Source organism: Burkholderia lata, from assembly GCF_902499025.1.
GTDB classification, from domain to species: Bacteria; Pseudomonadota; Gammaproteobacteria; order Burkholderiales; family Burkholderiaceae; genus Burkholderia; species Burkholderia lata_C.
In genome coordinates this window covers 65,491-78,076 of record NZ_CABVPW010000017.1, presented here as the reverse complement: position 1 = coordinate 78,076, position 12,586 = coordinate 65,491, and the positions used below count along the sequence as shown (strand labels likewise).

The 12,586-nt window shown below is 67.5% G+C and carries 11 protein-coding genes and 1 pseudogene; 6 read left to right on the top strand and 6 right to left on the bottom strand.

Annotated features, from left to right (window positions below; all coding sequences use genetic code 11):
- Positions 1–300: 300 nt before the first annotated feature.
- Entirely contained in the window at positions 301–1,080 is a 780-nt protein-coding gene (locus BDI24065_RS18705) for a DeoR/GlpR family DNA-binding transcription regulator (protein ID WP_174955543.1), read from the bottom strand.
- A 222-nt stretch (positions 1,081–1,302) separates the two neighbouring features.
- Between BDI24065_RS18705 and BDI24065_RS18700 the strand changes: the two genes are divergently transcribed.
- From BDI24065_RS18700 to BDI24065_RS18690, 3 genes are all read left to right on the top strand, one after another.
- The gene (locus BDI24065_RS18700) at positions 1,303–2,943 is read left to right on the top strand and encodes a gamma-glutamyltransferase family protein (protein ID WP_175032526.1); all 1,641 of its coding nucleotides are present in this window, start codon (positions 1,303–1,305) and stop codon (positions 2,941–2,943) included.
- A 326-nt stretch (positions 2,944–3,269) separates the two neighbouring features.
- Positions 3,270–4,097, top strand: coding sequence for a ferritin-like domain-containing protein (locus tag BDI24065_RS18695; protein WP_174915361.1), 828 nt, complete (start codon positions 3,270–3,272; stop codon positions 4,095–4,097).
- Positions 4,098–4,167: 70 nt separating this feature from the next.
- Positions 4,168–4,674, top strand: a complete 507-nt coding sequence (locus BDI24065_RS18690; protein ID WP_175032525.1) for a hypothetical protein — start codon at positions 4,168–4,170, stop codon at positions 4,672–4,674.
- Here the strand turns inward: BDI24065_RS18690 and BDI24065_RS18685 are convergent.
- From BDI24065_RS18685 to BDI24065_RS18675, 3 genes are all read right to left on the bottom strand, one after another.
- The gene (locus BDI24065_RS18685; RefSeq protein WP_175032524.1) at positions 4,668–6,116 is read right to left on the bottom strand and encodes a DEAD/DEAH box helicase; all 1,449 of its coding nucleotides are present in this window, start codon (positions 6,114–6,116) and stop codon (positions 4,668–4,670) included. The two genes, BDI24065_RS18690 and BDI24065_RS18685, sit on opposite strands and share 7 nt — an antisense overlap.
- 134 nt (positions 6,117–6,250) lie before the next feature.
- Positions 6,251–7,549, bottom strand: a complete 1,299-nt coding sequence (locus BDI24065_RS18680) for a c-type cytochrome (RefSeq protein ID WP_175032523.1) — start codon at positions 7,547–7,549, stop codon at positions 6,251–6,253.
- Between the two features lie 19 nt (positions 7,550–7,568).
- A complete protein-coding gene (locus tag BDI24065_RS18675; protein ID WP_046544481.1) occupies positions 7,569–8,333 on the bottom strand; it encodes a c-type cytochrome in 765 nt (254 codons plus the stop codon).
- Between the two features lie 379 nt (positions 8,334–8,712).
- Here BDI24065_RS18675 and BDI24065_RS18670 point away from each other — a divergent pair, with 379 nt between their 5' ends.
- Positions 8,713–9,645 carry a CopD family protein gene (locus tag BDI24065_RS18670; RefSeq protein ID WP_175032522.1) on the top strand — a complete coding sequence of 311 codons (933 nt, stop codon included), beginning with the start codon at positions 8,713–8,715 and terminating at the stop codon, positions 9,643–9,645.
- Between the two features lie 155 nt (positions 9,646–9,800).
- On the opposite strand, the gene dgoD is transcribed toward BDI24065_RS18670, so the two are convergent.
- The gene (dgoD, locus tag BDI24065_RS18665) at positions 9,801–10,949 is read right to left on the bottom strand and encodes a galactonate dehydratase (protein WP_089426266.1); all 1,149 of its coding nucleotides are present in this window, start codon (positions 10,947–10,949) and stop codon (positions 9,801–9,803) included.
- Between the two features lie 163 nt (positions 10,950–11,112).
- On the opposite strand from dgoD, the gene BDI24065_RS18660 reads away from it, so the two are divergent.
- Positions 11,113–11,796 carry a FadR/GntR family transcriptional regulator gene (locus tag BDI24065_RS18660; protein ID WP_175032587.1) on the top strand — a complete coding sequence of 228 codons (684 nt, stop codon included), beginning with the start codon at positions 11,113–11,115 and terminating at the stop codon, positions 11,794–11,796.
- Positions 11,797–11,823: 27 nt separating this feature from the next.
- On the opposite strand, the pseudogene BDI24065_RS18655 reads toward BDI24065_RS18660, so the two are convergent.
- Positions 11,824–12,083: pseudogene (locus tag BDI24065_RS18655) on the bottom strand (DUF1272 domain-containing protein).
- A gap of 155 nt (positions 12,084–12,238) precedes the next feature.
- Between BDI24065_RS18655 and BDI24065_RS18650 the strand changes: the two are divergent.
- Entirely contained in the window at positions 12,239–12,586 is a 348-nt protein-coding gene (locus BDI24065_RS18650; RefSeq protein WP_175032521.1) for a GFA family protein, read from the top strand.

Here is a 12,586-nt window from a genome sequence, read left to right as displayed (position 1 = left end):
CTCTCCATGGCGACCAGTCAGCCCGCGCGGTCGGCGCAGAAGCCGACGCGCGATACCCATCGGGGTATGGCTTGGGGGGAAAAGCTGCATTCGCCGGCCATGCCATTCGTCCGCGCCCTGGCACAGGCGGAACGGTTGAAACGGGCCGGGGAACTGGAGTCTAGTCGAGCACGCAGGCAACGACAAATCGTGCCCCGTTAATTTTCCGTTTGACAGCCGGGCCGCGCGCAAGCGGTTTGCTCGCGACGCCAACTTCTTGATTTCACTTGAAGTTTCGGGTGCGGTGCAGCATCCGAGCCGTCACTCCGCGACGTACACCTGGGTGCCGGCGGCCGCCACGGTGTCGGCCATCTCGGGCGGCAGCGGCTTGTCGGTGAAAAGTGCGTGCACCTGGCTCAAATGGCCCTGGCGCACCAGCGCGGGGCGGCCGACCTTCGAATGGTCGGTCACGAGATAGACGGTGCGCGCATGCTGCATGATCGCCTCGGCCACGCGCACCTCGCGCGTGTCGAAGTCGCGCAGCGTGCCGTCGGTCTCGATCGCCGACGTGCCGATGATCGCGTAGTCGACCTTGAACTGGCGGATGAAGTCGATCGCGAGCTCGCCGACGATCCCCTTGTCCCACGGCCGCACGATGCCGCCCGTGATCAGCACCTCGCAGTCCGGGTAGCCGCTCATCATCGACGCGACGTTCAGGTTGTTCGTGATCACGTGCAGCCCGTGGTGGCGGTTCAGCGCGCGCGCGACTTCCTCGGTGGTCGTGCCGAGGTTGATGAACAGCGACGCCTGGTCGGGGATGTGCGACGCCGCGAGCGCCGCGATGCGCCGCTTCTCGTCGTGGAACATCCGCTGGCGCGCCGTGTACGACACGTTCTCCGAGCTGGTCGGCAGGCTCGCGCCGCCGTGGTAGCGGCGCAGCAGGTTCAGGTCGGCGAGCCAGTTCACGTCGCGACGGATCGTCTGCGGCGTCACCGCGAAGTGCGCGGCGAGATCGTCGACGGTCACGAAGCCGTCGCGCTGCACCCATTCGAGCAGTTCCTGCTGGCGCGCGTTGAGGGTGAGGCGGGGATCTCGGGTCATGGCTCGATGGTCGTGTCGTGAGACGGAGCGAGTATTGTAAGGGCGGCAACGGCGTTAGGCCGGCATGGCCCGCATGGTCGTCCGTGATTCATGTGGAAACTGCATTGATTCATGTGATAAATGAATTTGTACGATTGCGCCGATCGCGCTGCAATGGCGGATTGCCCGCGCACGCGGGCGCGCGTCCGGCGCGTTCATTCAGCTTTCGACGAGGTGGAATCGATGACTGGCTTCAACTGGCACAACCCGTATCCGACGACCCGCATTCCGGTGTTTGCGCGCAACGTCGTGTCGACGTCGCACCCGCTCGCCGCGCAGGCCGGGTTGCGGATGCTGTGGAAGGGCGGCAATGCAGTCGACGCGGCGCTGGCTGCCGCGGCCGCGCTCACGGTTGTCGAGCCCGTGTCGTGCGGGCTCGGCGGCGACGCATTCGCGCTCGTGTGGGACGGCGAGCGGCTGTCCGGGCTGAACGCGTCGGGTGTCGCGCCGGCCGCATGGAACGTCGACCATTTCCGCAAGCGCCACGGCGAGGCAGCGAACGGCATCGCGAACAAGCCGACGCGCGGCTGGGACACCGTCACCGTGCCGGGCGTGATCGCGGGCTGGGAAGCGCTGCATGCGAAGTTCGGTTCGCTGCCGTTCGCGGACCTGCTCGAACCGGCGATCGAGATCGCGGAGCGCGGCTATGCGGTGCCGCCGATCGTCGCGCACAAGTGGGCGGCCGCGGTGCCGGAGCTCAAGGGGCTGCCGGGTTTCGCGGACACCTTCATGCCGCACGGCCGCGCACCGCAGGTGGGCGAGCGCGTATGCCTGCCGGGCCATGCGCAGACGTTGCGCACGCTGCAGAACGAAGGCGCCCGCGCGTTCTACGAGGGTGCGCTCGCCGAGTGCATCGCCGCGTTCTCCCGCGAAGGCGGCGGCGCGTTGACCGCGGCCGACCTGCATGCGTACCGGCCGGAATGGGTCGAGCCGATCGGCAAGCGCTTCGGCCGTCACACGATCCACGAGATTCCGCCGAACGGGCAGGGCATCGCTGCGCTGATCGCGCTCGGGATCGCCGAGCATGCGGGCGTGACCGAATGGCCAGTCGATTCGGCCGACTCGCAGCATCTGCAGATCGAGGCGATGAAGCTCGCGTTCGCCGATGTCTATCGCTACGTCGCCGATCCGCGCGCGATGGACGTCACGCCCGAACAGATGCTCGACGATGCGTATCTCGCCGAACGCGCGAAGCTGATCGATCCCGCGCGCGCGACGCACTTCGGCGCCGGCCGGCCGCATTCGGGCGGCACGGTCTACCTGTCGGCGGCCGATGAGCGCGGGATGATGGTGAGCTTCATCCAGTCGAACTACATGGGTTTCGGTTCGGGGCTCGTCGTGCCCGGCACCGGCATCGCGCTGCAGAATCGCGGGCACGGCTTCTCGATGGACCCGGCTTCGCCGAACGTCGTCGCGGGCGGCAAGCGGCCGTTCCACACGATCATCCCGGCGTTCGTTACCGAGGAGATCGACGGCCGCACCGAGGCCGTGATGAGCTTCGGCGTGATGGGCGGCGACATGCAGCCGCAGGGTCACCTGCAGACCGTCGTGCGGATGCTCGGCTACGGGCAGCAACCGCAGGCCGCCTGCGATGCGCCGCGCTGGAAGGTCAACCGCGACTTCACGCTCGACGTCGAGGCAACGATGAATCGCGCGACCGTCGATGCGCTGACCGCACGCGGCCATACGATCAAGTCGATCGACGATCCTTACATGGATTTCGGTTCGGGGCAGTTCATCTGGCGTCTCGACCGCGACGATCGCGAGCGTGGCTACGTGGCCGCGAGCGACAGCCGGCGCGACGGTCTGGCGGCCGGTTTCTGATGGTTTGCTGCCGGCTTTCGCCGGCGTTTTGTGTGCTTTGCGGGCGGCCGAACGGCCGCCCGTTTCGTTTGCGCGACCCGTATCGTCGAGCGGCTGCAAGCGGTTTGAAGGACTCGTCTAACGAACGGCAACAGACGCCGTGGAACTGCGCCTGTCGGGTATGGTCAGTGCTTTGGAGCATGAACATCAAAGTCCGGCTAAGATGCCAGCATGGTTCGGCCGGACCAATCCACTATAAACGCAAGTAAAACGCCGCCTGCGGGACGGTTGGCGCCAGTGCCGAAGGCATGGGCCGGCCCTCGCGCGACGACTGGGAGCGCACCACCATGGACACCAAAACGACGCATGTGATGCCGTGGCGAATCGAGGACATCGACCTGAACCGGATCGATCGTCAACGTGCCGCCGCAAACGAGGATCTGTTGTTGCTGCTGTGCGCGTCGTCGTTCATCGAAAGCGGCTCGGATCTCTACACGAGCAATCTGAGCCAGTTCTTCAACGACGATCCGGAAGTCTCCGCATGGCTCAACAATGCATGGGAGCACGAAGAATTGCAGCACGGGCGCGCGCTGAAGGCGTACATCGCGCACGTGTGGCCGGAGTTCGACTGGGATACCGCGTTCGCGAATTTCTTCGCCGAGTATTCGCAGACCTGCAAGGTCGAGGCGTTCGAGAAGACCCGCGCACTCGAGATGGTCGCGCGCTGCGTCGTCGAGACGGGCACGGCCACGCTCTATCGCGCGATCAACGAGTGCTCGGACGAGCCCGTGCTGAAGGAAATCACCGACAACATCCGCACGGACGAAGTGCGCCACTACAAGCACTTCTTCAAGTTCTTCAAGAAGTACAACCAGCTCGAAGGCAATGGCCGGCTCGCGGTGCTCGGCGCGCTGGCGCGCCGCGTGATGGAAATCAAGAACGAGGATTCCGAGATCGCGCTGCGCCACGTGTTCGCGGTCCGCTACCCGGATCGTGTCGGCGACAGCCAGTACAACCGCGAACGCGTCGCGCGCATCAGCAAGCTCGTGCGGCGCAACCTGTCGGCCGACATGTGCGTGAAGATGCTGCTCAAGCCGCTCGACCTGCCCGCGAAGATCCAGCCGGGCGTCCACTATCCGCTCACCAAGATCACGCGGCACGTGTTCCTGCGCTGATCGCCGCGGCGCGGCCCGACGCGCGTATGCTGCGGCTTCTTCATCCGCTTTCCACCGGGGCCACGCCATCATGACCGATACCCATCGCCACGCGCTCGAACAATGGACGTTCGACGCGTGGCCGCCGGCCGTCGTTTCGTTGTTCGACGGCACCGCGCTCGAGCGTCATGCCGACTTCGCCGCCTCGCTGATCGTCGCGACCGACGACGGCCAGTTACGCACGACGCTGCTCGGCGTCGGCGAAATCTATGCGCGCGATGCGCGCACGCTGCTGCTGGCGCTCTGGCCGCAATCGCGTGCGGCGCGCGCGCTCGCGCAGCGGCGTGCGGCCGCGTTGACGCTCGTCGCGGACGGTGCGTTCTTTCAGGCGCAATTGAGGATGGAGCCGCTCGAAGGCGACTTCGGCGGACTGGCCGGATTCGCTGCGACGATCGCGCACGGCGATGCGCAGCGGGTCGGCTATGCGCGTCTCGCGACGGGTGTCACGTTCACGCTGGAAGGGGAGCGCACCGCAGTGCTCGCGCGCTGGCAACGCCAGGTCGAGCACCTGCGGCGCGCGGCCGCACGGCTTCAGTGACCGCGCTGGCCGCTACGCGACGAACGGTTGCGGTTCGGGTGCGCAGCGTTGCCGTTAGCCGGGCGTGCGCTGTTGCCGCCACCTGACGGACGTCCACCCGTACCGGCGCCGCCGCCTTGCCCTTGCGTGCGCGGCTTCGCTGCCTTCTGCTGAGACGCCTTCGGTTGCGCGTTGCCGTCGCGTTTCGCGGCCGGCTGGCCCGAGCCGCCTGCACGCGGCTGGCGATTGCCGCCGCCACCGCCGCCGCCGCGCGGCTGCTGCTGGCCGCGGCGCTGCTGGATCGGCTCCGGCTTCGCGTTCGGATCGGGTTCGAAGCCCGCGATCACTTCCTGCGGAATCTCGCGCTTGATCAGCCGCTCGATGTCGCGCAGCAGCTGCTTCTCGTCGACGCACACGAGCGACACGGCTTCGCCGGTCGCACCCGCGCGGCCCGTGCGGCCGATCCGGTGCACGTAGTCTTCCGGCACGTTCGGCAGGTCGAAGTTGACGACGTGCGGCAGCTGGTCGATGTCGATCCCGCGCGCGGCGATATCGGTCGCGACGAGCACCTGCAGCGTGCTGTTCTTGAACTCCGCCAGCGCGCGCGTGCGGGCCGACTGGCTCTTGTTGCCGTGGATCGCCATCGCGCTGATGCCGTCCTTCGTCAGCTGCTCGGCGAGCCGGTTCGCGCCGTGCTTCGTGCGCGTGAACACGAGCACCTGGAACCAGTTGTGCTCGCGGATCAGGTGCGTGAGCAGTTCGCGCTTGCGGTCGCGGTCGACCGGGTGGATCTTCTGCGCGACGCTTTCGGCGGTCGTGTTGCGGCGTGCGACTTCGATCAGCGCCGGCGAGTCGAGCAGGCTGTCCGCGAGCGCCTTGATCTCATCGGAGAACGTGGCCGAGAACAGCAGGTTCTGGCGCTGCGGCGGCAGCTTTGCGAGCACGCGCTTGATGTCGTGGATGAAGCCCATGTCGAGCATCCGGTCGGCTTCGTCGAGCACGAGGATGTCGAGGTCCGACAGGTCGATGGTCTTCTGCTGCATGTGATCGAGCAGGCGGCCCGGCGTCGCGACGACGATGTCGACACCGCGCTTGAGCGCATCGATCTGCGGATTGATGCTGACGCCGCCGAACATCACGGTCGAGCGCAGCTTCAGGTACTTGCTGTACGCACGGACGCTTTCCTCGACCTGGGCGGCGAGTTCGCGCGTCGGCGTGAGGATCAGCGCGCGCACCGCGCGCTTCGCACCGCGATGCTCGGCGTAGAACGTATGCAGGCGTTGCAGGATCGGCAGCGTGAAGCCGGCGGTCTTGCCGGTGCCCGTCTGCGCGCCGGCGAGCAGGTCGCCACCGCCGAGGACGGCGGGGATCGCCTGCTGCTGGATCGGAGTCGGCGACGTGTAGCCGAGCTCATTGACCGCCTTGACCAGCGGTTCGGCCAAGCCGAGAGATTCGAAAGACATAGATACCACTCTTCAGTTTTATGATCGGCGACGTCTCGCGCGGCCCGCGCGGGAGGTGACATCGCAAAATGCAAAATGCAAAAGGGCGCGGCCGCGGTTTCCCGCAGCCGCGCCCCGTTTGTGTCAGCCGCTTCTTAGTCGAGCGGCGCGGAACGCAGGTCGCTCACCTGTTGCGGCGAGATCGGCGTACCGTTGTTGCCCCACGACATCCGGATATACGTGACGACCGCCGCCACTTCCTGGTTCGACAGCGACTGTGCGAACGGCGGCATCCCGTACGGACGCGGATTCTTGAACGTGCTCGGCGGATAGCCACCGTTCAGCACCATGCGGATCGGGTTGACTGCCGATTCCATCATGATCGAGTGGTTGCCCGCGAGCGGCGGATACGCCGGCGGCTTGCCCGAGCCGGTTTCGGCGTGGCAGGTCGCGCAGTTGTCCGCGTAGATCTTCTTGCCCTGGTCGAACAGCGCGTTGCCGAACTGCTTCGACGGCTCGTACTGCATGTTCTTCGGCGCTTCAGCCTTCTGCGGGATCGACTTCAGGTACGTCGACATTGCGCGCGTATCTTCGTCGGTCATGTACTGCAGGCTGTTGTGCACGACGTCGGCCATCGGGCCGAATACCGCGCCCTTGTTCGACACGCCGGCTTGCAGCAGGTCGGACAGCTCCTGCACGTGCCAGTCGCCGAGGCCGAGTTCCTTGTCGTTCGTCAGCGACGGCGCATACCAGTTCTGCAGCGGGATCAGGCCGCCGGCGAACGCCGACCCCGTCACCGGGCCGCCCATCATGTTGATCGACGTGTGGCACATCGAGCAGTGGCCGAGGCCTTCGACGAGGTAGGCGCCGCGGTTCCATTCGACCGACTTGGTCGGATCCGGCTTGTACTCGCCTTCCTTGAAGAACAGCGTGCGCCAGCCGATCAGCAGGTTGCGGTTGTTGAACGGGAACTTCAGTTCATGCGGACGGCTCGGCACCGACACCGGCGCGACCGAGCGCAGGTATGCGTAGATCGCGTCCGAATCCGAGCGCGTGACCTTCGTGTAGCTCGCGAACGGGAAGCCCGGGTACAGCAGGCTGCCGTCCTTCGAGCGACCCGTGTGCATCGCGCGGTAGAAGTCGTCCGACGTCCACTTGCCGATGCCGTCCTTGTCGTCCGGCGTGATGTTCGGCGTGTACATCGTGCCGAACGGCGTCGCCATCGGCAGGCCGCCCGCGAACGACTTGCCGCCGCGCACGGTGTGGCACGCGATACAGTCGCCGACGCGCGCGAGGTATTCGCCCTTCTTGATCAGCGCGGCCTGGTCGGCCGGCGTGGCCGCGACGGCGGAAGCGCCGTGCAGCGTGTCATTGCCCGGCCACAGGACCGGCACGAGGGCGGCAGCCGCGACGATCGCGACGGCCGAGAGTGCAAACAGGGACTTGCGTTTCATTGTGTCTGTCTCCCTTGCCTTATTGCGGTTCGCTGCCGCAGGCGAGCGGAGTCTTCATCGAACGCGCCGGAGCCGGCACGGGGTTGGCGGGCGCCGGTTGCGCGGCGAGCCATGCGGTCACGGCCGTCACGTCTTCGTCGGAAAGCTTCGAGGCAACTTCATGCATGCAGTCGGGCGCCTTCGCGTGACGGTTGCCCGAACGCCATGCACCGATCTGCGCGCTCAGGTAGTCGGCGTGCAGACCGACCAGGCCCGGGATCGCCGGCTGCATGCCGGTCAGCGTCGCGCCGTGGCAGGCCACGCAGGCCGGCAGCTTGCGGGACGGGTCGCCTTGCGTGACGAGCTGCTTGCCGCGCGCGAGCGTCGCGGCCGGCAGCGTCGGCTTCGCCGGCGCCGGGTACGGCGGGCGTTCGGCCGAGAAGTGCTCGGCCATTTCGCGCAGGTAGTCGTCGTTCAGGTACGTCAGCAGGTAGTTCATCGGCGGGTACTTGCGCCGGCCGTCACGGAAGTTGACGAGCTGGTTGTACAGGTACTCGGCCGGCTTGCCGGCAAGACGCGGGAAGTAGTCGTTGTCCGTGCCCTGGCCATGGACGCCGTGGCATGCGGTACAGCCGCGCACACGCTCGGCCATGGTATCGGGTGCCTTGAGCGGCGCCTGCTGGGCGTGCGCTTGCTCCGTGGGCTTGGTCTGCGCTTGGGCAGCGCTCATAAGGCCCGCGCTGCCGAACATCAGAACGGCGAGCAGCGGACGGAAGAGGCGTCTTGAAGACACACGAGACTCCATGTTTATTCGACGGGGACCTGTTGTCCGGGCTACGATCGGCTCGGCGCATGACGGCAAGGCAGCCGGGCTGCTGCGACGCGGCATTCTATCATCGATGGGTAATGACGGCTATTTGGCAAAAGGACGTCGGTTCCTGTCCGTTTGCGACTTGCGACAATTTGACGCGCATTGCGACGCACCTGTGTGAACCGGCGTGCGTTTTCACCATCGAAGACCGTACACTCGCGGGTCGCGCGGCGCCGCCTCCGCCGCAGGTCCAGTCATTTCTCCCGTTTCCGGATTCATCGATGACGTTTTCTACCGTGCCGTTGCCTTCCTCACGCTGTCCGTCCCGTTGCCGCCGCCCCGTCGGCCTGCCGCTTTCGGGAGGGTGTGCGCGATGAAGTTCGACAGCTTGTGGATCGGTCAGGTCGCGCTCGCGGCGCTGATGGACGCCGCGTTCGCGATGGCGGTCGGCTCGGCGCTGCTCAAGGCATGGCTCGGCAAGGACGGTGCCCGTCCGGTCGTCGCGCCGTCGCATCCCGCGTGGCTGCGCGCGCAACATTCGCTGGTCGCGGCGGCGCTGGCGCTGGTGCTCGCGGATCTCGGCTGGCTCGTCTACGAGGCCGCGACGATGAGCGGGGCGGGGCTCGGCGGCGCGTTCGCCGCCATTCCCGTCATGCTGACGCAGACGCATACGGGCTTCGCATGGAGCGTCGCGTTCGCCGGCGCCGTGGTGCTCGCGATCGTCGCGCTGGCGAAGCCGGAGGGCCCGGTCGCGCATGCGGTGCTGTGGCTCGCGGTGATCGTGGTCGCGGCCGGCAAGGCGTCGCTCGGCCATGCGGCCGATACGGGCGCGCTGTCGGCGGCGGTCGGCGTGCAGACGCTGCACCTGCTCGCGACGGCGGTGTGGGGCGGCCTCGTGCTCGCGGGCGGGCTCGCGGTGCTGCCGGCGCTCGGTTCGTCCGTCGCACGCGGCGCGCTGATCCGCATCGGCCAGCACCTGTCGCGTACATCGATCATTGCGGTCGTCTTCGTGCTCGGCACCGGTGCGCTCAACGCGATCCGCGGGCTCGGCGGTTCGCTCGCGCCGCTCGACGGCAGCACGTGGGGGCGCGTGTTGCTGCTGAAGCTGCTGCTCGTCGCGCTCGCGCTCGTGCTCGGCGGCCTCAACCGCTTCTCGGCACTGCCGCGCCTGCGCCGCACCGCGTCGACCGAGGATGCGCACACGTTCCGCAACATCCTGCATCTCGAAGCGCTGACGATGATCGGCGTGTTCGTCGCGGCCGCGGTGCTGTCGTTCAGCGTGCCGGGGTTCGCGGCCCTCGGCTGACGGCAGGATTCGCGCGGCGCGGCGCAAGGCCGCCGGCGCGCACCCGGCACGTGCCGGGCATCGCACCGCGCATGCATGCAAAAACGGCTGCCTGTCGGGCAGCCGTTTTCGAATCGAAACTTACCGCGGCTTGCCGCGCGCGCCGCGCATCGCGCTCACCACTCGGCGACGCTGCCGTCCTCGTGGCGCCACACCGGGTTGCGCCAGCGGTGCCCCGTCTTCGCCATCTCGCGCACCTTCTCCTCGTTCACGTCGATGCCGAGCCCCGGGCCCTGCGGGATCGCGACGAAGCCGTCCTCGTAACGGAACACCTCGGGGTTGCGCAGGTAGTCGAGCAGGTCGTTGCCCTGGTTGTAGTGGATGCCGAGGCTCTGCTCCTGGATGAACGCGTTGTAGCTGACCGCGTCGAGCTGCAGGCACGCGGCGAGCGCGATCGGGCCGAGCGGGCAGTGCAGCGCGAGCGCGACGTCGTAGCTCTCCGCGAGCGTCGCGATCTTGCGGCACTCGGTGATGCCGCCCGCGTGCGACGCGTCGGGCTGGATGATGTCGACGTAGCCGCCCGCGAGGATGTGCTTGAAATCCCAGCGCGAGTACAGCCGCTCGCCGAGCGCAATCGGCGTGTTGGTCTGGTTGACGATGTCGCGCAGCGCCTCGGCGTTCTCCGACAGCACCGGTTCCTCGATGAACATCAGCTTGTACGGGTCGAGCTCCTTCGCGAGCACCTTCGCCATCGGCTTGTGCACGCGGCCATGGAAATCGACGCCGATCCCGACGTGCGGGCCGACCGCGTCGCGCACCGCCGCGACGTTCGCGATCACCTGCTCGACCTTGTCGTAGGTGTCGACGATCTGCAGCTCCTCGGAGCCGTTCATCTTCACGGCCTTGAAGCCGCGCTCGACCACCGCGCGCGCATTGTTCGCGACGTCGCTCGGCCGGTCGCCGCCGATCCACGAATACACCTTGATGCGATCGCGCACCTGGCCGCCGAGCAGTGCGTGCACGGGCACGCCGTGATGCTTGCCCTTGATGTCCCACAGCGCCTGGTCGACGCCCGCGATCGCGCTCATCGTGATCGGGCCGCCGCGGTAGAAGCCCGCGCGGTACATCACCTGCCAGTGATCCTCGATCAGCAGCGGGTCACGGCCGACGAGATAGTCGGCCAGCTCCTGCACGGCGGCCTCGACCGTGTGCGCGCGGCCTTCGACGATCGGTTCGCCCCAGCCGACGATGCCCTCGTCGGTTTCGATCTTGAGGAACAGCCAGCGCGGCGGGACGACGAAGGTTTCGAGGCGGGTGATTTTCACGATGCGGGTCTCCAGGGTTGACCGGCGCGGGCAGTCGGGCGCGGCGCACGGTCGCGTGCTTTCGCGGTTATCCTAGCGTAGCCGGATAAAAAATAGTATTAATAGCACTATTGTGCAGATAGTGGGCAGCCGGCCCGCCCGGGCACCGGCATAACGGAGAACGATCATTCGACGCGACCTGCATGGACAGACGGCCTTCCGGCTCGCCACGGCGATCCTGCGCGGCGACTACCCGCCCGAGTCGCTGCTGCCGAGGGAACCCGACCTGATGGAGATGTACGGCGTGAGCCGCACGGTGATGCGCGAGGCACTGCGCACGCTCACGTCGAAAGGGCTCGTCGAGTCGCGGCCGAAGATCGGCACGCGCGTGCGGCCGCGCGGCGTATGGAACCTGCTCGACGCCGACCTGCTCGACTGGTACGCGCGCGTCGCGCCGCCGCTTGCGTTCGCGCTGAAGCTGCAGGAAATGCGCGAGATGGTCGAGCCGTATGCGGCCGCGCTCGCCGCGCGCATGCATACGCCGGAAACGTTCGACGCGATCGACGGTGCGGCGCGCGCGATGGCCGCCGCGCGCAACGTCGACGAATGGGTACGCGCCGACCTGCGCTTTCACCTGAGCGTGCTCGAGGCCGGCGGCAACGAGCTGCTGGTGCCGCTCGGCGCGCTGATCGATCGCACGCTCGAGGCGCAACTGCATCTGAATGCGCGCCGCGCAGGCGTGTACAACGCGTCGCTCGCCGAGCACACGGCCGTCAGCGATGCGATCCGCGTGCGCGACGAGGACGGTGCGCGCCGCGCGATGGCGGCGCTGCTCGCGGTGACGCGCGCGCGGATCGAGATGTCGTGACGGGCGCGGGCGGGTGGTGCGGCGCCGTCAGGCGTTCGCGCAGCCGCCCGGCTTGAGGATGCGCTCGGTCGACGCCGGGTACTTCGCGAGCAGGCTCGCCGGCCGCCGCGGGCGCGCGACCAGGTCGCCGCCGCAGTTCGGGCAGCGGCCCTTCAGCACGTCGTCGGCGCAGGTCGCGCAGAACGGCTGGCCGCCCGCGTGCATTCGAACGTGCAGATGCGTGCATCGGCTGAGTCGGGCGGCAGGTCCTTGTCGCAGCATTCGCAGCCGGGGCGCAGTTCGAGCATGACGGTGTTCCTTGGTGTGGGCGGGGTCGGGACGGGCGCCGCACGGACATTGCGTGTGGCGCATGTGCGCGCTACTGTACCCGCTTGGATCGGCCCGGCCAACGGTGTTCCGCCGGAGCGCCGTCGATGCGCACGGGCCGCACCGGGAGACGACCATGCTTTATCGCGGAAGCTGTCACTGCGGCGACGTGACGTTCGAGGCGGAAGGCGACCTGCAGGGCGTGATGGCGTGCAACTGCTCGATCTGCCAGCGCAAGGGCGCACTGATGTGGTTCGTGCCGCGCGACCACATGACACTCCTCACGCCCGAAGAGCATCTCGCCACCTACATGTTCAACAAGCACGTGATCAAGCACCGCTTCTGCAAGCGCTGCGGGATTCACACGTTCGGCGAGGGTGTCCACCCGAACGGCACCGCGATGGCCGCGATCAACGTGCGCTGTCTCGAAGGTGTCGATCTCGACGCGCTGCCGGTCACGCACTACGACGGCCGCTCGCACTGA

Bases quoted from the DNA above. Each gene is read 5' to 3' on its own strand.
- BDI24065_RS18695 (WP_174915361.1), top strand. From the start codon at position 3,270: ATGGACACCAAAACGACGCATGTGATGCCGTGGCGAATCGAGGACATC.
- BDI24065_RS18685 (WP_175032524.1), bottom strand. From the start codon at position 6,116: ATGTCTTTCGAATCTCTCGGCTTGGCCGAACCGCTGGTCAAGGCGGTC.
- BDI24065_RS18675 (WP_046544481.1), bottom strand. From the start codon at position 8,333: ATGGAGTCTCGTGTGTCTTCAAGACGCCTCTTCCGTCCGCTGCTCGCC.
- BDI24065_RS18650 (WP_175032521.1), top strand. From the start codon at position 12,239: ATGCTTTATCGCGGAAGCTGTCACTGCGGCGACGTGACGTTCGAGGCG.
- BDI24065_RS18680 (WP_175032523.1), bottom strand. From the start codon at position 7,549: ATGAAACGCAAGTCCCTGTTTGCACTCTCGGCCGTCGCGATCGTCGCG.
- BDI24065_RS18690 (WP_175032525.1), top strand. From the start codon at position 4,168: ATGACCGATACCCATCGCCACGCGCTCGAACAATGGACGTTCGACGCG.
- BDI24065_RS18700 (WP_175032526.1), top strand. From the start codon at position 1,303: ATGACTGGCTTCAACTGGCACAACCCGTATCCGACGACCCGCATTCCG.
- BDI24065_RS18670 (WP_175032522.1), top strand. From the start codon at position 8,713: ATGAAGTTCGACAGCTTGTGGATCGGTCAGGTCGCGCTCGCGGCGCTG.
- BDI24065_RS18705 (WP_174955543.1), bottom strand. From the start codon at position 1,080: ATGACCCGAGATCCCCGCCTCACCCTCAACGCGCGCCAGCAGGAACTG.